This is a genomic window from Anaerobacillus sp. 63XJN7_5_ISO-PGPR-S23-430 (assembly GCF_056173695.1).
The window spans coordinates 607,127-627,268 of sequence record NZ_CM149686.1; the positions used below are offsets into that span (position 1 = coordinate 607,127).

Sequence of the window (20,142 nt, forward strand, 5' to 3'; positions counted from 1 at the left end):
TCTCTCCATCAGTGCGCTATGTGCCTGCTGCGAAAGAACTAATTTTTTATATCATAACAAACGAATGTCCTATTGAAAAGTGTTAAATATTGTGTTTGTGATGGAATGTCTGCATAAAGTCACTTAATGCACGAACTGATTCAAGGGGAACAGCGTTATAGATGGAAGCACGACATCCTCCAACAGAGCGATGGCCCTTTAACCCAACAAAACCTTCTTCTGCCGCCTCATGTAGGAACAGTTCTTCAAGCTCTTTTCCTGGTAAATTGAAAGTTACATTCATTGATGAGCGACTTGCTGTTTCAGCTGTTCCACTATAAAAACCTTTACTACTATCAATCGTGTCATAGAGTAGATTTGTTTTCTCAGCATTCATCTTTTCGATTTCCTTAATACCTCCCTTAGTCTTTGTCCATTCAAGAACAAGGGATAGCATATAGATCGCAAACGAAGGAGGGGTATTATAGAGCGACTTCTTATCAACGTGAGTACGATAGTCTAACATTGTTGGAAGTTGATCTGGGATGTTTTTGAGCATATCTTTCCTTAAGATGACTACAGTTACTCCTGCTGGACCAAGGTTTTTCTGAGCACCTGCATAAATAAGACCAAATTGGTCAATTGGAAGGGATCGACTTAATATATCGCTCGACATATCGGCAACGATAGGAGAATGGGTATGCTTGGGGAATTCCTTCCACTGGGTGCCATGTATTGTGTTGTTTGAAGTCAAGTGAACGTATGCATCTTTGTTACTGTATTGTAGCGTGTCGATCTCTGGTATACGTTTGAAATCATCTTGTTCACTACTTCCACCAACATACGTGTCTCCTAATTTCTGAGCTTCCTTTAATGCTTTTTGGGACCAGCTTCCTGTAAGGAAATAATTACCCTGCTGACCAGTTTGAAGAAAATTCATTGGGATCATTGAGAATTGTAAACTTGCTCCGCCTTGAAGAAAAAGAACTTCATAGTCATCAGGGATGTGAAGCAGTTCTCTTAAAAGCTCATTGGCTCCATCATGGATTTTCTGATATTCTTTGCTACGATGACTAAATTCCATAATGGACATACCTTGCTGTTGATAATTGAGAAGTTCTGCTTGAGCATGATTAAGTACATCTTGAGGTAAGGCGGACGGGCCAGCATTAAAATTATAACGACGTTCCACTAATAGACACTCCTTTAGTAATGTAATGCGATGCCTCGATTTAACTTGTACTCATCCTATCATTAAAGGATTCGGCGGTGCTATATTTTTTTCTAATCTTTTCGAATATTTCGTTCTATTGAAGCAGAAGCATTTGTTCTGCTTCATCATTTTGCTATTCTATATAGAAGTGAATGATAAGAAAGTGGTGTGAACTAATGTATCGAGAAAACAAACCAACTCATATCGGACCATACGATCATCCAGATATTTATCCTGGTCCACGACCAGCTTCATCTTTCCTATACCATAACGGGAAAGCACATCGAATTGATGAAGTTCAAAATACTCCAGTAGAGAAGCAAATTGTTCATTATGCAAGAGGGGAAGACGTGTCGGGTTCTCTTGCATTTGCAACGACAGAACAGTTTACAGTGGAAGAATTGCTGTTATCAGAAGGTTTATCTCCTATTGAAGAGCGAATCCCGCTTCTCGCATATGGATCGAATGTCTGTCTAGCACAGCTCAAATATAAGTTTAGTCTCAATCCTGATGTTAGTGATTTCATTCTCTATTATCGTGCAGAAATAAAGGATACAGACGTCATCGCAGGTTCCTTTCTAGCACCATATGGAGCACTTCCTGCTGTCATTGCTCCAGTTCAGGGAGCGAAGACAGAAGTGTGGGTTACATTTGTTGATCGTGAACAGCTAGAACTGTTAAATCGTACGGAAGGCGGTTATGTACTAAGAGAGCACCTTCATGGCAAGCTTACCCTTAAAACAGGGGAGAATTTCGAACGAGTTTACGCATACTATTATCCACACGGTTACATAAGAGAAGGTTCTTATGTACGATTTAAAGATATACCGGGGGAATCAAATCTCCCATCTATGTGGCAAGCAGATTTATTAAATGAGCTGAAGGCTATGGTCGGGTATGGAGGTCATAGAGAAGAGTTTATTCATGAATTAAGGTGGAATCCAGACTTACGAACAAAGATGTCAACGATGTTAAATGGATTAGATCAAACGTTTGATCATCCAGATTGGGTTGTTCCGAATGGCTTTTATACATTAAAAGAAATGAAACGCACCCAAATGAAAAGGAGACCATAAATGGTCTCCTTTTATGTATCAAGACAGTTTCATTAAGAATTAATGTGCGAACGAATCCCTTCAGCAAGACGCTGTAACTTGTCAGCATCATAGTCATTTTCGTGTGTTTTCCATACCGCTCCGAATCCGTCCCCTTTACCGTAGCGTGGAATAAGGTGTAGATGATAATGAAAAACAGATTGTCCAGCAATCGCTTCATTATTGTTTAGAAGATTCATGCCTTCAGGAGAAAAGTTCGCTTTTAAAGCATTTGCTATTTCAGGAACTGCAGCAAAGAGCTTTGAAGCTGTCTCGGGATCAAGCTCGTAGATGTTTTGCTGATGTTTTTTTGGAATGACGAGGGTATGTCCTTCTGTTACTTGTGTAAGGTCTAGAAAGGCTAGAACGTCTTCATTTTCGTAAACTTTCGCAGATGGAATATCTCCGTTAATAATCTTACAGAATATGCAATCGGGTGAATGGCTCATGTTCATCATCCTTTCAATCTTTTCATATATCGTACCATAATTTTCATTTTCGTTATGACCGCTTCTCCCTAATGTACTTACATATCTTGCAAACACAATCCAATGATTAAACGAAACTTCTATATGATCTAAGAAATATTTATTTTTAAGAATAATTGGATTGGAACAAGAAAAGGCTCTGCCGGGGGTGCAGAGCCCTGAGTGCAACTTGTTTTAAGGGAAGACGCCACACTCTCTATAAGGATGTTCTTAATACCATTGATCTATTCATGTATTTTGAGTTTTATTATCTCGATAACCGACAACTTCGAATGGGAACTATATCTACACTTAAATGAGTCAATAATAAAAGTTAAATAATATCAACGAGACTATAAAATGAAAAATGTCCTTTATGGAAAGTCTTCTGTGAAAAAGGTAAGATGTGGATAGGGGTAAGTGAGAAGGGTGCTGTACGAATCATTCAACTCATTGTTTCACGCTCCAATTGAAAGTTTGTTAAAATGTAAACAAATGACGCGAAATGAGAGGAACGCTATGACGAATTCTATTCTGGAAGTTAGCAATCTTACTGGTGGATACCAGGCGAATAAGCCTGTACTCCATGATCTTTCTCTTAATGTAAATTCAAATGAAATTGTTGGTCTCATTGGCCTTAATGGGGCTGGCAAAAGTACAACAATCAAACATATTCTTGGCTTACTTGACCCAATGAATGGTCGTATCCGCGTGGGTGGTACGAGCTTCTCTGAAAATAAAGATGGTTACCGTAAACAGTTTTCATATATACCTGAAACACCGTTGTTGTATGATGAGTTAACGCTTTGGGAGCATTTACAGCTGACAGCTCTAGCTTATGAATTAAGTGAAGAATGGAAAGAAAGAGCTGAAGCACTTCTTAAAGAGTTTCGGATGACTAATATGAAGAAGTGGTTTCCGGGTCATTTTTCTAAAGGGATGAGACAGAAGGTTATGATCATGTGTGCCTTTCTCGTAAAACCATCTCTTTATATCGTAGATGAGCCCTTTGTTGGTTTAGATCCTATTGGGATTCAGTCCTTCCTTGATATGATGCTGGAGATGAAAGAGGAAGGCGCAGGGGTATTAATGTCGACACATATTCTTTCAACAGCTGAAAGGTATTGCGATCGATTTATTATTCTGCACGATGGCCGAATTGTAATGTCAGGTACTATGGCAGAATTACGGCATCAAATCGGTAATAAAGCTGCTACGCTCGATGATATCTATATTGAAGCGACCAGGAGTGGCAAATGATGCAGCTTGAGACGCTATGGAAAGAAAGGGCAGGGGCCTTTTGGAAAATTGCCCTGCGTTACTTTAGACTAATTGGTAATAGCAGCTTTTTGTTCACGCTTGTTCTTACCCTCATATTCGGGGCGTATTATTACAGTGAATTATTGAAAGTACTTCCTGAAACATTTCCTGGATTAGCGGTCATTACAGTCATTGCTGCAGTGACTGTGGTTCGAACGCCATTAAGGTTCTTTTTGTCAGAAGCCGATCTAGTATTTATGCTACCAGCGGAAAACCGTTTACACGGCTACTTTCGTAAATCTCTATTGTATAGTTTCGGACTTCAAGTATTTATAACCGTTGTCGTTATGACGATTCTTGCACCTCTCTATCAGCACGAGATGTCTGCTGGAACGCCTTACTACGTGTTTGTGATTATTGTGCTGATTGCATTAAAGGGAGTTAACGTCATCATGAAGTGGATGGAACTCCACTTACCAGCTCACCAAACTTCCTGGCTTTATACAATGGTGCGTCTTTTTACTACAATGCTAGTAACATACTTATTACTGGCACAGGCATCATGGATTTTCGTAACGCTCGCATGTCTCATACTTGTAGCGATTCTTTTTCTATTCTTTCTTCCGCTTCAACGTAAATATGCAATCAAATGGGAGAAGCTACTTGTGCTAGATGAACAACAAAGTATGAAGTTCTATCGAACAGCTAATTTATTTACGGATGTCCCTAAATTAAAACAGTCTGTTAAACAAAGGCGTACATTAAGCTCAATTGCGGAGAAACTTCTCCCAACAAATACTGTCTATGAGACGCTCTATCAAAAAGCATTTATTAGGAGTAATGAATATTTAGGTATCTATTTTAGGTTATGGCTTTTAGGACTCGTAGTGATCGCTTTTGTTCCTGGAGTTACAGGTAAAGTGATTGGGACTGCGCTCATTATTTATTTAACAGCTGTTCAACTTCGAACATTGTTCCCTCACTACGAGGCACATGTGATGGTAAAACTTTATCCACTGTCAGATAAAGAACAAATAATGGCGTTTCGCGCCCTGCTAATTCGTTTACTAGGTGCACAAGCAGTTACTTTTGCTGTTATTTCTTTTGTTCTTTCTTTTGACATTGTGTCGGCTGGATTGATTCTTATTGTTGGGTCAGCGGCAGTTGCCGTAGCCACATCTCGAAACAGTAATCTGAAACAGAAGATTTAGTTGACTGGTTTGGTGTTAAAAGTCAGAGCCAAAGGATGTTTTGCAGCATGAGTTATTTAAGTGAGGTAGAAGAAGAGCTTGAATCTTGGGAACGAAAAATAAAGAAAAAATCTTCTATGGTTTCCCGTTCAGCAAAAAAAATACAAAGTCGGATTAACGATAAAATACCTGAACGTATCCATTCGATCGTCACAAATGGTATTAAAACAATGGTCCAAGGTGTTCTGGCTGGAAATACGTATACTGTTAAAGAACCAGATATCAATCAATCGCTTCAAGTGAGAGATGAAAAAGCAAGACGATTAATACTTAAGTATAAACGTATTGCTGCTACAGAAGGAGCAGGTACAGGCGCAGGTGGGATCCTTCTTGGTTTAGCTGATTTTCCTTTGCTTTTATCCATTAAGATGAAATTCCTTTTTGATCTTGCCAGTGTTTATGGATATGATGCTAAGAAATTCGAAGAAAGAGTGTTTATTCTTACGATTTTTCAACTCGCTTTTTCAGCAGATGAGGCGAGGAGGAGCAGTTACGAGCGCATCGCTAACTGGGATGATAACCTTAACCAGATGGAAATAAGAAATAAATACAATGATGAACATGATTGGAAGTCGTTTCAACTCGAGTATAGAGATTATATTGACCTTCCTAAATTACTTCAGATGATTCCTGGTTTTGGTGCAATAGTCGGGGCGTATGTGAATTATCACTTTCTTGACTGGCTAGGGGAAAATGCCATGAATGCTTACAGGAAGCGCATCATTGACGTAAAGGATGAAGAAGAATAGACAAAGAAAAGGCCAGCCGAATGTTCCGGCTGGCCTTTTTGTATCAATTATCTTATTCGAAGCGTGCATCGCTAAGAATGCGATCCATTTCTTCCATATGGTGTGTTTCATCAGCGATCATATCATCAAGCTTCACAACTAGTTCAGTAAATCCTAGTTCCTCTGCTTGCTTTTTACGTTTTTCATAACGATCGATGGTATCTTTTTCAGCCGTTCTAGCTTCAATAAGCATTTCTTTCACATCAGTAAGCTGTTTTACTTCAGCAGGAGCGGTTGTTGGTGTACCACCAAGCACTTTAATTTTCTCTGCAAGATAAAGAGCGTGTCCCTGTTCATCTGCAATTTCACTTTCAAAGAATGGTTTTAGTGTTTGACGATATAAACCAGATACAACAGCTGCATTGTAAGTGTACATAATGCTAGCAGCGTATTCATTTGCTAGATCCACATTAAGTCCATCAATTAGTTCTTGTTTTTTGTCGGCCATTCTAAACATCCTTTCTAAATCTGTTCTGTTTTGGTTCCATATTAATTTTACCCTTCCACTCCGTTAATAAAACATAAACATTGAAAAAGATAGGAACAATAGGATGGATGTTTGACTGATAGTAGGAGGGGTAATATTCAACTATGTAAATCACAATTAGTTAATCTATAGGAGGGCCTAAAGTGAGTAAAATTGCAGTACTTATGACAAGCATGTTTGAAGATGTAGAATATACAAAACCTGCTGAGCAGTTTAAGAATGCAAACCATTCTCTGACAGTAATTAGTACAGAAGCAGGTCAAGAATTAACAGGAAAACAAGGCGAGGCTAAAGTAATATCCGACAAAGGAATTGATGAGGTAAATGCGGAAGATTTTGACGTTCTTTTCATTCCGGGTGGCGTTTCACCTGATGAACTGCGCGCAGATGATCGATTTGTGGCATTTACGAAAAAAATGATGTTTCTAAATAAGAAAACGCTTGTGATCTGTCATGGTCCACAGCTGCTCATATCTGCTGAAGTATTAAATGGAAGAAACATTACAGGATTTAAATCCATTCAAACAGATCTAAAACATGCGGGTGCCAATGTGTTTGATGAAGAAGTGGTAGTTTGTGGTGGAAATTTAGTTAGTAGTAGAAATCCAGACGATATTCCGGCATTCATTGAAAAATCTCTGTCTGTTATGGACAACTGATAAAAAGGAGTGGAAGTAATGAGTGAAAAAAATCATTTAGTTGATAAAGATAGTCAGCTCGATGTAAATAAAGTTGATGATACACTAGATCGTATGAGCGATGACAAAATGGATGATATTCTCTCTAATTTTGAGGACTTTAAAAAATACCTTGCCACTAGAGTCGAAATCGGAGAAAAATTAGGACTTAGTGAAGAAGCGCTAGCTCAAGCTGCAGAAAAAGTAGCGGGTTATCTAGCGAAGAAGGAGGAGCCTAAGAATAGAGAAGAAAAGCTATTACAAGAGTTATGGCTTGTGGGAAGTAAAGAGCAACGTCATGAATTGGCCCATCTTCTTGTACGTATGGTTCTAACTAAAGATAAGTAAAGGCAAAGCCGCTGCTGATACAGCGGCTTTTTTAAAAAGAATTTTATGAGGTGAAGAACTTCACGGAGTTTGGAGAATTGAAAACGGTGAAAGGCGCGATATTATGAATAAAAATAATTTTTTTAGCTCCTTGCCAGGAGCGTTAAAGCAAAAAAAAGTGTGGTTTCCACTTGTACTAAATGCATTTGGACTATTCATCGCTGTTTTGGCAATCATGTTGTTTTCAGAGTTAGCAGAAGAAATATTAGAAAAAGAAACGCTACAATTTGATCAAGCGATTATTTCTGGCGTAGACGGCATTCGTTCCGATGGATTATTAAATGTGATGGAATTTATAACAGAACTTGGCTCTGTTTGGTGGATTTCAGTGGTTTCTGTTGCGACTGTAGCTTTTCTATGGTTTAAACTACGTGATGGTTGGAGCATTCTCTTTTTCGTTATAGCACAGGCTGCAGGCGGACTTTTAACGACAGAACTAAAACATTTTTTTGCTAGGTCAAGACCTTCCATCGATGCTGCTTATGATGCAGTGGGGTATAGTTTCCCTAGTGGACATGCGATGGGATCTTTTCTACTATATGGATTTATTGGTTACCTTATTGTAAGAAGCCAGAGGAGTAGAACGACAAAGTGGTTAAGTGGAACACTAGTATTCTTCTTCATCGTACTGATCGGATTTAGTCGAATCTATTTAGGTGTTCATTATCCAAGTGACGTTCTAGCAGGTTATGCAGCTGGTACACTCTGGCTATTTGTTTGCATTTTCTCTCTTGAATGGGTTCTTTGGATTAAGAGATCCTCGTTAACATTAGGTTCATTCAGAAAAATCTTCTCCAGTAAGAACAGTTAAGTATGCAGGCAATACTTCGAGCGTTGACGGAGTCGTATGATGACGTTCTCCGTCACAGTCGATATTTTGCTCTGGATCAGCTTCTATTTTTAAACGTTTTGTTTGGAAATGAATGATATCTTCGTTAAATCGCGACTGCTTGAAAACCTTTGATTGAAAAATGGACCAAAAAGTTGGAAGAGACGTTTCTTTAATGATTAAGACATCAAATTCACCATCTTGCAGGTTATTTTCAGGGAAGAAAGCTTGGATCCCGCCAGTAAATGGACCGTTCCCTACGATCATCATGACAGCTTCCCCTTCAAAATTCTGCCCATCGGCATCTACTTTAAGATGAAAAGGCTGTGGATTGTTGATCGTTTGTGCAGTACTAATGTAGTAAGAAAGCCTTCCGAAAACTTCTTTTGTATCAGGGTTAATGTTCTCAGAAGCCTGAGTGATTAAGCCGATTCCCCAGAAATTCAAGAAATACTCATCATTTGAGCGACCTACGTCAATATGGGAACGGTTATTTTCTAATAGCTGTTCAACAGCAAGGAGTGGATTCTGGTTGATGCCGATTGCTCTAGAGAAGTCATTGCAAGTTCCTCCAGGAATAATACCGAAAACAGGACGCTTCTCTCTTTGGCAAATTGCATTTGCTAATTCATTTATGGTTCCATCCCCACCAGCCCCAATGAGAATGTCTACTTCGTCGCCTAGTTCTGCGACTAATTCAGCACCGTGTCCTTTATATTCTGTTTTATAAAGGGAAACCTGATCATAGTTTTCTCGTAGTCTTTCTTGGATCGTATCAATTTGATTGACCATTTTAACATTTCCAGCTTTGGGATTTAAGATAATGGCTACACGTGTCAAGTTAATGACTCCTTTCGTATAATCTTCCTTTCTTATTCCCTTATATTCGGTGAAGTACACACGGATAGTAGAATTCGAAAAAAGTTGATTTCGAATTCAATTAGCTGAACACCTCCACATAGTAGCTATCGCAATTAGTTGTGAGATTGGACTGATTGACATTGGACTCATTTCTCATGACAATTCACTTCTTAGGGAATTATACTAGTTGGAGAATACATATTTTGACGAGTAGGAGCTTGTAAATGAAGAATATTTTAAGAATTTTCAAGAAAGATTGGAAGGGAATTGGAACGAATTGGGTAGCAGCGATTCTATTAGGTGGTCTCATTATTCTTCCTTCTCTTTATGCTTGGTTTAATATTGGAGCATCTTGGGATCCATATAGTCAAACGGATCAGCTTCCTGTTGGCATTGTCAATGAAGACAAGGGGGCAACCATTCGGGATAAGGAAATTGATGCAGGTGGAGAGTTAACGAAGGAATTGAAAGATAATGACAGTCTTGAGTGGCATTTCTCAAATCGAGAAGCTGCGATGGATAAGCTTGAGTATGGGGACTATTTTGCAGTGATCGTCATTCCAGAAGACTTTTCAGAGAAACTTGGGACAGTTATTAATGATGAACCCGAGAAAGCAGAGGTAGAGTACTATGTAAACGAAAAAGTAAATGCGATCGCACCAAAGATCACTGAAAAAGGTGCGAGTGTCATTGTTGATCAAATTACAAGTAACTTTGTATCGGTTGTGAATGGGACGATCTTTGAGGTATTTAATGATTTAGGAGTAGAATTTGAAAAGGATTTATCTGACATAAAACAGTTCGAGGAATATGTCTTCAAACTAGAAGAGAACCTTCCAGAGATCAATCGTTTGATTTCCGATGCCCTATCTGACTCGAGAGATGCTGAAGATGTGATAAATAAAGTTCAAGGACTTCTTCCGGAAGCTCAGCAAATTACGAGTGAAGGCATTAGTACGATTGATGAAACCACACAATTTTTAAACGAGTCAGAAGATCGCTTGAATAAGCTTGCACCGCAAGTAGAGGAAGATTTAACTAAAGCTCAACAAACAGCTGAGGATGTAAATAAGTTCTTATCGGATTTAAAATCGCCAGATATTGATTTATCCTCAGTAGAAGAAATAAGAAATCAGATAAATCAACAAGTAGATGAATCTGTTCAGCGTATTGATGATGTTGAAGTCGTATTGAAGCAAGTACAGGAAGCTAGCGATAATAACGAGAATGAGGAGTCGCAGGAAGAAGGAGAAGAATCTCCTCAAGAGCCGGTGCAGGAGCCTGCCGCTAACTCGCAGCAGCAAGAGGTTATCGATGAGGCAATCGCTGATCTTGATCAAGTTAAAGAACAGTTACAGACCATTAAAGCAGATAGTGATGAAATTGGATCTACCTTAGCTGATAAGCAAGAAGAAATAGATGATATTTTAACAACTCTTCAGGAAAAATCCGGAGAAACAGCTGATCGAATCGATTCATTCTTAAAAGAGTACAAGGAAAACATTGAGCCTCGTGTTCTTGCTGAAGTGGCAAGTGCGAAAAAGACGTTATCGAATGCTCGATCGACATTAAAAGAGGCGCAAACCACCATCCCTGAAGTGGAACGAATTCTTTCAAGTACTGAAAAGAATATCGGCGAAGGTCAGGATATTTTAGCATACATGTTAAATGAATATCCTTACGTAAATGATAAAGTGAACCAGCTTGCGGATCGAATCAGAGAGATTCAAGGAGAAACAGATATTAACGAGATCATTGATTTACTGAAGAATGATCCTATGGCAGAGCAAAGCTTTTTCGCAGAACCTATAGTGTTAAGTAAAAATTCACTCTTCCCGATTCAAAATTACGGTACAGGTATGACACCGTTCTATACTGTTCTATCGTTATGGGTAGGGGCACTTCTTCTTGTTTCATTACTTACCACTGAAGCCACTGGTTTTGAAGAAGCGTCGAATCGCCAGGTGTATTTCGGAAAATTATTGACGTTTATTAGCATTGGTTTCCTTCAGACGCTTGTTGTAACATCAGGAGATCTCTTTATTTTAAATGTAGATATCGTAAATCCTGTTCTTTTTGTACTATTTGGCATCGTGATTAGCTTTGTGTTCATGTTAATGGTTTATACTCTAGTTGCTGTATTTGGGGATGTGGGTAAAGCGATGGCTATTGTCTTTCTTGTTCTTCAAATTGCTGGGTCAGGTGGAACGTATCCAGTTGCTTTGCTACCAGAGTTCTTTCAAGCAATCCATCCTTATTTACCATTTTCGTACGCAGTAGATTTAATGAGAGAAGCAGTAGGAGGAATTGTATGGGCACGAGCAAAAGAAGATTTATTCTTTTTGGGAATTTTTTCTGTTGTGTTCCTTCTCATAGGAGCGGTACTTAAGGAAGTTATCATTAAAAAGACGAAGTATTTAATGAAAAAGTCCAGAGAATCAGGGTTATTTCATTAATATCCTCTTTGAAGAAAAAGCAGCCTGTCAACTGACAGGCTGCTTTTTCTCACTCTGCTTCTTCTTTTGGAAGGCTTTCTTCGTTAATTTCTTCTTTAAACGCATACGTAAATGTTAGAGCAACGAGTACCCCACCGCCAATCAGGTTACCGATACTTGCTGGAACTAGATTAAAGAACAGGAATTCCATCCAAGAGTATTCAGAGCCATGAATAAAGGATGTGCTGAAATACCCCATGTTGGCTACACTATGCTGGAAGTTTCCGGCTACGAATATAATAACAGGAAGTGTAGTAGCAAGAACTTTACCTGTTAAATCACGAGCTGCAGTAGCAAGAAACGCAGCCATTCCAATAAGCCAGTTTGCAATAATACCTGAGAGAAGAATTTGAAACCACCCTACCGTTCCATGAGATAGAAATTTCATTTTGTGCTCTGTATATGTAGCTAATTCGCTATAGAATTCAGGGGATAATGATCCTGATGCAACGACAAGAGCACCTACCAGCAGGGCACCTAGTAAGTTACCAAAATAACAAACTATCCAAAACTTCATTATATTCTTAGGAACCCAAAATCTCCTTTGGAGGATGTACGTAGGAAGGAGTACGTTAACTTCAGTAAAGAGAATGGCTCCTGAAATAAAAACAATCGCGTATCCTGTTACAAATCCTATTCCTGAAAGAAGATTACTAACACCTTCCGTTTCAACTCCCATAGCAATTAGAACAGAGAAAATAGCTCCGAACGTAACAAATGCCCCAGCTAGGATCGATAAAATAAACTGCCGATTCAGTGGCCTGGCGCTATGAGACTCCCCTTTTGCGATAAATGTTTCAACAATTTGCGCTGGAAAATAAAATTGTCTTTCCGGATATTTTACTTGTTTGTCTTTTTTATTAGAATTCGCCACAATAAATCTCCTATCTCTCTTTTTCTATGATTTCCCTTTTTGTCTTTTGGAATAAACTGACGAATGTGCCTCTACTATGGTGTGAATATAGGAAAGAAAGCTAATTTGCTGTCAACAAGTTAGATTTCCTGGGAAATCAACTCAAAGTTTGTCTGAAATAAGCGAGGTGGAAGGCCACCTCGCTTTCATTAAAATTTCCAGTATCCCGTTTTACCATAGTGCGTATGAAGGTCTTCTTCGAAACGGCGAGTAATGGGTTCGTTTAGACGAAATTCTGGTGATTGACGAACTTCTTCTTTTTTTATATTGACAACTACCGATCGATCCTGCCAGTGAATGTCATGAATCCATTTTGTAGAAAGCAGTACTTCTTTTCCGGAAAACCAGTTTTTAGTATCAACAATGATATATCGAAGCTGCCATGATTCTTCATCAAAAATGAAATCTTTAACATGACCAATTTCACCGTCAGTCGCCTGAATGTGGTATCCAGCTACTTCATTAGTACTTCGCAAGTGATTTTCTTCGTCTTGGTTAGAATGATGCAAAGTTGAATCAACATCAGGTAAATCATCAGCCATAAACGGTCTTGGATACATCCCGTTTCCCCAAGCATTAGTTCCTACCCAATAATAAGGCCAGCTAAAATGGCGATTCAGTTCCATTTCGTGTTTTCTAGAAATAGGTTGATCGGTATCAATATCAGGGCTTTCACTTACTTCTTCAGATGTAAGCGAAACTGAAATAGCTTCATTCTCATGATTCAATTGCTCGATTGAAATCGGAGAAATCAATACCTTTCGACCAGGTAACCATTTGTGTGTATCAACAACAAGATACCGTATAGTCCAATGTTCATCGTCGAAATAGAGCTCTTTTAAGACGCCTTTTTGGCCATCTTTTGTATCGATCGTGTATTTATTCACTTCACTCTCGCTTACTAACATGAGGCTCACTCCTATATGAATAATTCACTTAAGCTAAAAACTACCCGACCACGTTAAGAATTAAACCGAATCTGTTTTTTCGATTTGATAAGTTTTAAGATATGGCTTTCCTGAAAAGATCGTTTTTGGAAGTCCTTTACTTGTGTTACGATTTTTGTGCGCTGTTTGATAAGCTTCAGAAGTTTGCCAATTCTTGAAGTCCTTCTCAGTATTCCAGAATGTGGCGACGATATATGGATCGTTATGAACTGGACGTAAAATTCGAATTCCTTGACACCCGGGTTCATTTTCCACTTTCCCAGCGCGGTTTTTAAACCTATCTTCAAATATCGCCCGTTCACTCTCCTCAACAGGTATATGGTTTAAAACAACAAAACCAGGATCAGTTACCTCGCCTTTTTCGTCCATTAATTCGTACTTCTTAGCGTTTTTGAAAAAAGTTTCGGAAGACGTTTCGTGATAAAGTGCAGCACCATCAGAATTAGAAAAAAGCTTTACATTTTCTCCATCATGATCTTCTTTTACCTTTGATAAATAGTCGTAAGTTCCATATGTAACGTAAACGTTCATCTTATTCATCCTTTCAATGAAGTGATCAGGGAGAATTGCCTGATACTTTACCCTTATTTGGCAAAAACTAAACAGAATCGTCATTGTATATAGTACAAATATAACATTATTTCATGTAAGCTTAGCTGTAATTAAGTTAATAAGGGAGTGCCTCATAGAATGAAAAAACTCGGCATAGGCTTAATCGCAACATTAGCTGTATTCCTCATTGGATTATTAGGGTATTTGGGGATATTACTGGCTGGAAACTATGTCATCGACGAAAAAAAGCTTGTGATGAATTCAGCTACCCAACTTGTTGATGAAGAGGGAGAAATTATAACTAAACTTTATTTTGAAAACCGTGAGCCGGTCTCAATAGATGATATTCCAGACCATGTTCAGGAAGCTTTCGTTGCAACAGAAGATAGCCGATTCTACGATCATCATGGTCTTGATGTAAAAGCAATTGGCCGAGCGCTTTATCGTGATATTCTTGCTGGAAAAAAAGTAGAAGGCGGAAGTACGATTACACAGCAATTAGCTAAGAACGTTTTTCTAACTAATGACAAATCTTGGTTGAGGAAAACGAAGGAAGCTGTTATCGCAATTAATTTAGAACGTAATTACAGTAAAAAGAAGATATTAGAAATGTATTTAAACCAGATTTATTTTGGACATGGTGCTTATGGCATACAGTCAGCTTCCATGTTGTTTTTTAATAAACCAGTCTCAGAGTTAAGTGTTGAAGAAGGTGCCATGTTAGCTGGGCTTCCGAAAGCACCTTCAAATTATTCACCAATTAATCATCCTGAAGAGAGTAAAGAGCGAAGAGATTTAGTGCTATCTTTAATGGAGAAACAGGATTATTTAACACCAAAAGAAGCGGTTCGACTTCAAGGAAAGACGCTATCTCTTGATGTGGCAGAAGTAACAAAGGAAGCAGCTTTTCTTACGTACATTGATATGACGCTTCAAGAAGCGAAGACTCGATTTAATCTTTCGAATGAAGAAGTATTACGTGGTGGTTATAAAATCGTAGTTCCAATGGATAAAGATTTGCAGAAAGCAGCTTATGAACAATTTCAAAACGGAAAGCTTTTCCCAGGAAGTGATCCTAACAATCCGCCTCAAGGGGCTCTGACAATGATGGATGCAAAGAGTGGTGGAGTAGTAGCGGTTCAGGGAGGTCGTGATTATGTTCAGAAGGGTCTTAATCACGTGACCTCAAAGAGGCAGCCTGGATCTGCATTCAAGCCTATAGCCGTATATGGGCCAGCAATTGAGAAAAAGGAATACAGTCCTTACACATTATTAAAGGACGAAAAGACTGACTACGAGGGGTATTCTCCATCTAACTATAATAACCAATACGCTGGTCAGCTCTCTCTTTATGATGCTGTCAGAGTATCTGCTAACGCACCTGCAGTTTGGTTATTAAATGAGATTGGAATTTCATATTCAAAATCTTTTCTTGAAAAAAGTGGCCTTACAATTGAAGATAATGATTTAAAAATCGCTCTTGGAGGGATTGATAAAGGCGTTTCTCCCTATGAGATGATGGAAGCCTATCGTCCGTTTGCTCAAGAAGGAAAGCATGTCGATCCCTATTTTATTAGTAAGTTATACAATAATGACGGCAAGTTAGTAGGTGAAGCAAAACAAGAGGAAGAGAAAGTGTACTCCAAACAAACGGCATGGTATATGACAAGAATACTCGAAGGTGTCGTTAAGAATGGTACCGCCACAAGTGGAGATGCAGATGTTGCTATCGCTGGTAAGACTGGAACAACTTCGTATGAGGGAGTATCGGGTGGTTCGCGTGATGCCTGGTTTGTCGGTTTTACACCAGATTTGGTGGGTGCAGTATGGATGGGGTATGACCGGACAACGGATTCACAGTATCTGACGGGTGGAAGTGAATATCCGGTTCAACTTTTTAAAAAGGTGGTAAATACTTCAATCGATGAGAATAGTACTAAGGAATTTAGTAAGCCTTCAGGATTGAAAGATATGGAAAAACCTATTACCCTTCCAAAAGTGAATGATTTGAAGGCAGATTTTGATTTCCTTTATGGTCTTCCAGCCGTCAAATTGAATTGGACAGCATCCTCTGATGATCGTATTGTTTATCATATCTATGAAATGAAAGATGGGGAGAGAAAAAAGATAGCTGAAGTTGAAGGAAAAGGGGAATATACAAGAAACTCGATCTCATTCTTTGGATCTGTATCTTATCAAGTAGTTCCTTATAATCCGTTAACAGAGCAAGAAGGAGAGGCATCTAATGAAGCTTCCGTCAGTTTGTTCGATAGGTTTAAAGGTAATGAAGAAGAGAAAGAAGATAAAAAGATAGAGGAAAACAGGTAAGTGAGTGAGGATTTTCACTTAAACGCTCGGTTACTTATGGTAAAGTAGACGATGTAAACGGCTTCAAAGTTGGACGATTTTATGACTTTTTTCTTCAATATCTGTACACTGAAGCTTACGATCGCTATAGTATGTAAGGATGTAAAAAAGTACGTTTTGCAATTAGAAAGGTGGACAAGCATGAATAAAGCATCATTTAATGATCAATTTCTTCGGGCATGCCGAGGAGAAGCGACAGATCATACACCTGTCTGGTATATGAGACAAGCAGGTCGATACCAGGCTGAATATAGAAAAATCAGAGAAAAATATTCATTTCATGAAATGAACCTAAACCCAGAAGTAGCGGCTGAAGTGACGCGATTTGCCGTTGAACAGCTTGGTGTTGATTCAGCGATACTATTTGCAGATATTATGACGCCACTTCCATCTATCGGGGTGGATGTTGAAATTAAATCAGGTGTAGGTCCTGTAATCGATAATCCCATTAAGAGTAGATCTGATATTGATCGACTAGGTGAACTTGATCCTCTGAAAGATATTCCTTATGTAATGGAAACTATTAAGATGCTACGTGAGCAATTGTCTGTTCCATTAATTGGATTTAGCGGAGCGCCGTTTACTGTTGCAAGCTATATGATTGAAGGTGGACCTTCTAAGAATTATCATAAGACTAAAGCATTCATGTATTCTGATCCAGAAGGCTGGTATCAGCTAATGAATAAGCTTGGGGATATGACAATTGCTTATCTTACAGCTCAAGTAAAAGCGGGTGCTCAAGCTATCCAGTTATTTGATTCATGGGTTGGTGCTTTAAATGATATGGATTATCAGACGTATATTGCTCCTGTTATGAATCGGATTTTCTCAGCTTTAAAAGAATTGAATGTCCCACTCTTAATGTTCGGCGTTGGAGCGAGTCACCTCATTCAGGAATGGAACAAGCTGCCTGTTGATGTAATTGGAATAGACTGGAGAATTTCAATTAAGAAAGCGAGAGAAGTTGAGGGGATTAAAAAGCCGCTCATGGGGAATCTCGAGCCTGCACTTCTACTTGCACCGTGGGAAGTTATTGAACAAAGAACAAAAGAAATTCTTGATCAGGGAATGGAGACGCCAGGATTTATCTTTAATCTAGGTCATGGGGTGTTCCCACAAGTTCAAGTTGAGACATTGCAGCGTTTAACGAATTTTGTACACGAATATACGCGTAAGAACAGATAATGGAAATGGGGGAGGTATGGCATGAAGCGAACCATTGGCCTATTAGTTATGGCTTACGGTACACCGCGAAGTGAAGCAGAAATTGAACCATACTACACACATATACGTCGGGGGAAGCGACCTACAGAAGAAATGTTGGAGGATTTGATTGAACGGTATGAAGCGATTGGTGGTATATCTCCCTTATCGGATATAACAACAAAACAGGCTCAGAAGCTAGAGGATCGTATGAATGAAGAATTTGGCGAAGAGGTAGAGTTTAAGAGCTATCTTGGCTTGAAGCATATTGAACCTTTTGTAGAAGATGCCGTTCGGAATATGCAGAAAGATGGGATTGAGGAAGCCGTTAGTCTTGTTCTTGCTCCGCATTACTCTACATTAAGTGTGAAAACCTATAATGAACGAGCGAGAGCTGAAGCAGATAAACGGGGCTTCCCCAATATCTATGCGATTGACCAGTGGTACAACGAGCCTAAGTTCATCCAATATTGGGTGAATCAATTACAATCGTGTTTAAGTCAGATTGATGCTAAGGAAAAAAAGAAAACCATTGTTATATTCTCAGCGCACAGTTTACCTGAGAGAATCTTGCAGAACGGGGATCCTTATCCTGGCCAGCTAGAAGAAACGGCAAAGCATATTGCTGAACGAGCTGGGATCGAACATTATGCTATTGGCTGGCAGAGCGAGGGCAATACGCCAGATCCGTGGATTGGGCCAGATATTCAAGATTTAACTCGAGACTTATTTGAGCAAGAAGGTTACACAGGATTTATTTACTGTCCTGTAGGATTTGTCGCTGATCATCTCGAGGTGCTATATGACAATGATTACGAATGTCAACAGATGACCAATGAGCTTGGTGCAGCCTATCATCGTCCGGAAATGCCCAATGCAACGGATGAATTTATAGAGATATTAGCCACAGTTGTGAAGCATGAACTAATAAAAAAGAAGATGATACAGTATGAGTAAACAAACAAAAAAAATCGTGATTATCGGAGGCGGGATTACTGGTTTAACCGCCGCCTATTACCTTCAAAAAGAGATGAGGAACGAAAATCAATCCTATGAAATCACGTTACTTGAAGGCAAAGATCGTTTAGGTGGAAAGATTCAAACGGATACGACAAATGGCTTTGTGATTGAACGTGGTCCTGACTCCTTTCTTGCTAGAAAGGAAAGCGCAGCACGTCTTGTGAATGAAGTGGGAATGGGAGATCAACTTGTTCCGAATTCCACTGGACAAGCCTTCGTATTAAATAATGACCAGCTCTATCCGATTCCAGGTGGAGCAGTAATGGGAATCCCAACGGAGCTTTCTCCATTTATCTCGACAAAGCTATTTAGCTTAAAAGGGAAAGCTAGAGCAGCAGGAGATTTAGTTCTTCCGAGGAGAGAACAGGGAGAGGGAGATCAGTCACTTGGATTATTCTTTCGAAGAAGACTTGGGAATGAGGTTGTTGAGAATTTAATAGAACCTTTACTGTCAGGTATTTATGCAGGAGATATCGATAAACTCAGCCTTATGTCAACTTTCCCTCAATTCTCAGAAGTGGAAAAAAAGTACCGTAGTTTAATTCTAGGGATGAAGAAGACGACACCACCTTCTCGCCGAAGCACTGGTAAGAAAAAGCCGGCTTTTCTTACGGTCAAATCAGGTTTACAGTCATTTGTTATGGGGATTGAAAGATGTTTAACAGACGTTAACATTAGAAAAAATGTTAAGGTGGATCAATTAAAGCAAAATGAGGTCGATGGATCTTACACGCTTAAGACAACAAACGGCGAGGAGTTATCAGCTGATTCTGTTATCATCACGACCCCGCATCAGCAGGTATATCATATGTTACGAGAACATCAGGAAGTAGCTCCGCTAAAGGAAATGCCTTCCACAACGGTTGCAACAGTTGCAATGGCTTTCCCTGAAGAAGCCATAAAAAAGGCAATGGACGGAACAGGATTTGTTGTATCTAGAAACGCTGATTATACGATTACCGCTTGTACCTGGACACATCGTAAGTGGCAACATTCTGCACCAAAAGGAAAAGTACTTCTTCGTTGTTATGTAGGTCGAGCAGGTAATGATGGTATTGTTGAGAAAAGTGATGAAGAAATCGTTCAGACAGTATTAAACGATCTGAATCAAATTATGGAAATTGAAGGACACCCTGAGTTTTATCGAATTACGAGATGGAGACAATCTATGCCGCAATATGAGGTTGGGCACCGTAATAGAATTCAGACCGTCATTTCAGGAATTGAAAAGAAAATGCCGGGCGTTTTTCTAGCTGGAGCTTCATACAATGGAGTAGGTCTCCCTGACTGTATTGATCAGGGTGAGGCAGCTGTAGCCTCAGTTCAAAATTTCTTCAAATAAAAAGAAGGTTC

General features: G+C 39.1%; 19 protein-coding genes. 12 read left to right on the plus strand and 7 right to left on the minus strand.

Going from position 1 to position 20,142, the window contains the following annotated elements; genetic code table 11:
- Window positions 1-82: 82 nt before the first annotated feature.
- Window positions 83-1,171: a 3-phosphoserine/phosphohydroxythreonine transaminase gene (gene serC / locus AC0VYJ_RS03335; RefSeq protein ID WP_430246901.1), complete on the minus strand. Its 1,089-nt coding sequence runs from the start codon at window positions 1,169-1,171 to the stop codon at window positions 83-85.
- 197 nt (window positions 1,172-1,368) lie between these two features.
- Between serC and AC0VYJ_RS03340 the strand changes: the two genes are divergently transcribed.
- Window positions 1,369-2,268, plus strand: a complete 900-nt coding sequence (locus AC0VYJ_RS03340; RefSeq protein WP_475366516.1) for a hypothetical protein — start codon at window positions 1,369-1,371, stop codon at window positions 2,266-2,268.
- A 32-nt stretch (window positions 2,269-2,300) separates the two neighbouring features.
- On the opposite strand, the gene AC0VYJ_RS03345 is transcribed toward AC0VYJ_RS03340, so the two are convergent.
- The gene (locus tag AC0VYJ_RS03345) at window positions 2,301-2,735 is read right to left on the minus strand and encodes an HIT family protein (protein ID WP_430246899.1); all 435 of its coding nucleotides are present in this window, start codon (window positions 2,733-2,735) and stop codon (window positions 2,301-2,303) included.
- A gap of 537 nt (window positions 2,736-3,272) precedes the next feature.
- Between AC0VYJ_RS03345 and AC0VYJ_RS03350 the strand changes: the two genes are divergently transcribed.
- The 3 genes from AC0VYJ_RS03350 to AC0VYJ_RS03360 are packed head-to-tail and all read left to right on the plus strand — an operon-like array spanning window position 3,273 to window position 6,012.
- Window positions 3,273-4,013: an ABC transporter ATP-binding protein gene (locus tag AC0VYJ_RS03350; RefSeq protein ID WP_226616110.1), complete on the plus strand. Its 741-nt coding sequence runs from the start codon at window positions 3,273-3,275 to the stop codon at window positions 4,011-4,013.
- Window positions 4,010-5,224: an ABC transporter permease gene (locus tag AC0VYJ_RS03355; RefSeq protein ID WP_475366517.1), complete on the plus strand. Its 1,215-nt coding sequence runs from the start codon at window positions 4,010-4,012 to the stop codon at window positions 5,222-5,224. The genes AC0VYJ_RS03350 and AC0VYJ_RS03355 overlap by 4 nt, the downstream gene beginning before the upstream one ends.
- Before the next feature lie 47 nt (window positions 5,225-5,271).
- Complete coding sequence (locus AC0VYJ_RS03360; protein WP_475366518.1) at window positions 5,272-6,012, plus strand: EcsC family protein; 741 nt, start codon at window positions 5,272-5,274, stop codon at window positions 6,010-6,012.
- A 52-nt stretch (window positions 6,013-6,064) separates the two neighbouring features.
- Here AC0VYJ_RS03360 and AC0VYJ_RS03365 read toward each other — a convergent pair whose 3' ends face one another.
- Entirely contained in the window at window positions 6,065-6,499 is a 435-nt protein-coding gene (locus AC0VYJ_RS03365) for a ferritin-like domain-containing protein (protein ID WP_098446445.1), read from the minus strand.
- 182 nt (window positions 6,500-6,681) lie between these two features.
- Here AC0VYJ_RS03365 and AC0VYJ_RS03370 point away from each other — a divergent pair, with 182 nt between their 5' ends.
- The 3 genes from AC0VYJ_RS03370 (at window position 6,682) to AC0VYJ_RS03380 (ending at window position 8,413) form a co-directional block, all read left to right on the plus strand.
- Window positions 6,682-7,197 (plus strand): type 1 glutamine amidotransferase domain-containing protein, encoded by a 516-nt coding sequence (locus AC0VYJ_RS03370; protein WP_475366519.1) that lies wholly within the window; start codon window positions 6,682-6,684, stop codon window positions 7,195-7,197.
- An 18-nt stretch (window positions 7,198-7,215) separates the two neighbouring features.
- Window positions 7,216-7,563 (plus strand): DUF3243 domain-containing protein, encoded by a 348-nt coding sequence (locus AC0VYJ_RS03375; protein ID WP_194219992.1) that lies wholly within the window; start codon window positions 7,216-7,218, stop codon window positions 7,561-7,563.
- A gap of 103 nt (window positions 7,564-7,666) precedes the next feature.
- On the plus strand, window positions 7,667-8,413 hold the full coding sequence (locus AC0VYJ_RS03380) for a phosphatase PAP2 family protein (protein ID WP_475366520.1): 747 nt from the start codon (window positions 7,667-7,669) through the stop codon (window positions 8,411-8,413).
- Here AC0VYJ_RS03380 and AC0VYJ_RS03385 read toward each other — a convergent pair.
- Complete coding sequence (locus tag AC0VYJ_RS03385; protein WP_430246892.1) at window positions 8,378-9,271, minus strand: diacylglycerol/lipid kinase family protein; 894 nt, start codon at window positions 9,269-9,271, stop codon at window positions 8,378-8,380. The genes AC0VYJ_RS03380 and AC0VYJ_RS03385 overlap by 36 nt on opposite strands.
- 245 nt (window positions 9,272-9,516) lie before the next feature.
- Between AC0VYJ_RS03385 and AC0VYJ_RS03390 the strand changes: the two genes are divergently transcribed.
- Complete coding sequence (locus AC0VYJ_RS03390; RefSeq protein WP_430246891.1) at window positions 9,517-11,748, plus strand: YhgE/Pip domain-containing protein; 2,232 nt, start codon at window positions 9,517-9,519, stop codon at window positions 11,746-11,748.
- A 49-nt stretch (window positions 11,749-11,797) separates the two neighbouring features.
- On the opposite strand, the gene AC0VYJ_RS03395 is transcribed toward AC0VYJ_RS03390, so the two are convergent.
- From AC0VYJ_RS03395 to AC0VYJ_RS03405, 3 genes are all read right to left on the minus strand, one after another.
- Window positions 11,798-12,661: a formate/nitrite transporter family protein gene (locus AC0VYJ_RS03395; protein ID WP_322098214.1), complete on the minus strand. Its 864-nt coding sequence runs from the start codon at window positions 12,659-12,661 to the stop codon at window positions 11,798-11,800.
- 188 nt (window positions 12,662-12,849) lie between these two features.
- Window positions 12,850-13,608 carry a PRC-barrel domain-containing protein gene (locus AC0VYJ_RS03400; RefSeq protein ID WP_430246890.1) on the minus strand — a complete coding sequence of 253 codons (759 nt, stop codon included), beginning with the start codon at window positions 13,606-13,608 and terminating at the stop codon, window positions 12,850-12,852.
- A 60-nt stretch (window positions 13,609-13,668) separates the two neighbouring features.
- Window positions 13,669-14,178 (minus strand): antibiotic biosynthesis monooxygenase family protein, encoded by a 510-nt coding sequence (locus AC0VYJ_RS03405; RefSeq protein ID WP_430246889.1) that lies wholly within the window; start codon window positions 14,176-14,178, stop codon window positions 13,669-13,671.
- Window positions 14,179-14,337: 159 nt separating this feature from the next.
- Here AC0VYJ_RS03405 and AC0VYJ_RS03410 point away from each other — a divergent pair, with 159 nt between their 5' ends.
- From AC0VYJ_RS03410 to hemY, 4 genes are all read left to right on the plus strand, one after another.
- Window positions 14,338-16,527, plus strand: coding sequence for a transglycosylase domain-containing protein (locus AC0VYJ_RS03410; protein WP_475366521.1), 2,190 nt, complete (start codon window positions 14,338-14,340; stop codon window positions 16,525-16,527).
- Between the two features lie 180 nt (window positions 16,528-16,707).
- Window positions 16,708-17,751, plus strand: coding sequence for a uroporphyrinogen decarboxylase (gene hemE, locus AC0VYJ_RS03415; protein WP_475366522.1), 1,044 nt, complete (start codon window positions 16,708-16,710; stop codon window positions 17,749-17,751).
- Window positions 17,752-17,772: 21 nt separating this feature from the next.
- A complete protein-coding gene (gene hemH / locus AC0VYJ_RS03420; RefSeq protein WP_194219984.1) occupies window positions 17,773-18,726 on the plus strand; it encodes a ferrochelatase in 954 nt (317 codons plus the stop codon).
- Window positions 18,719-20,131, plus strand: a complete 1,413-nt coding sequence (gene hemY / locus AC0VYJ_RS03425; protein WP_475366523.1) for a protoporphyrinogen oxidase — start codon at window positions 18,719-18,721, stop codon at window positions 20,129-20,131. The genes hemH and hemY overlap by 8 nt, the downstream gene beginning before the upstream one ends.
- The last annotated feature ends 11 nt before the right edge of the window (window positions 20,132-20,142 follow it).

Excerpts from the sequence above, each read along its gene's own strand:
- AC0VYJ_RS03360 (WP_475366518.1), top strand. The coding sequence starts at position 5,272 with ATGAGTTATTTAAGTGAGGTAGAAGAAGAGCTTGAATCTTGGGAACGA.
- AC0VYJ_RS03375 (WP_194219992.1), top strand. The coding sequence starts at position 7,216 with ATGAGTGAAAAAAATCATTTAGTTGATAAAGATAGTCAGCTCGATGTA.
- AC0VYJ_RS03345 (WP_430246899.1), bottom strand. The coding sequence starts at position 2,735 with ATGAGCCATTCACCCGATTGCATATTCTGTAAGATTATTAACGGAGAT.
- AC0VYJ_RS03355 (WP_475366517.1), top strand. The coding sequence starts at position 4,010 with ATGATGCAGCTTGAGACGCTATGGAAAGAAAGGGCAGGGGCCTTTTGG.
- hemE (WP_475366522.1), top strand. The coding sequence starts at position 16,708 with ATGAATAAAGCATCATTTAATGATCAATTTCTTCGGGCATGCCGAGGA.
- AC0VYJ_RS03400 (WP_430246890.1), bottom strand. The coding sequence starts at position 13,608 with ATGTTAGTAAGCGAGAGTGAAGTGAATAAATACACGATCGATACAAAA.
- AC0VYJ_RS03390 (WP_430246891.1), top strand. The coding sequence starts at position 9,517 with ATGAAGAATATTTTAAGAATTTTCAAGAAAGATTGGAAGGGAATTGGA.
- AC0VYJ_RS03410 (WP_475366521.1), top strand. The coding sequence starts at position 14,338 with ATGAAAAAACTCGGCATAGGCTTAATCGCAACATTAGCTGTATTCCTC.
- AC0VYJ_RS03350 (WP_226616110.1), top strand. The coding sequence starts at position 3,273 with ATGACGAATTCTATTCTGGAAGTTAGCAATCTTACTGGTGGATACCAG.
- AC0VYJ_RS03340 (WP_475366516.1), top strand. The coding sequence starts at position 1,369 with ATGTATCGAGAAAACAAACCAACTCATATCGGACCATACGATCATCCA.
- AC0VYJ_RS03380 (WP_475366520.1), top strand. The coding sequence starts at position 7,667 with ATGAATAAAAATAATTTTTTTAGCTCCTTGCCAGGAGCGTTAAAGCAA.
- AC0VYJ_RS03405 (WP_430246889.1), bottom strand. The coding sequence starts at position 14,178 with ATGAACGTTTACGTTACATATGGAACTTACGACTATTTATCAAAGGTA.
- hemH (WP_194219984.1), top strand. The coding sequence starts at position 17,773 with ATGAAGCGAACCATTGGCCTATTAGTTATGGCTTACGGTACACCGCGA.
- AC0VYJ_RS03365 (WP_098446445.1), bottom strand. The coding sequence starts at position 6,499 with ATGGCCGACAAAAAACAAGAACTAATTGATGGACTTAATGTGGATCTA.
- hemY (WP_475366523.1), top strand. The coding sequence starts at position 18,719 with ATGAGTAAACAAACAAAAAAAATCGTGATTATCGGAGGCGGGATTACT.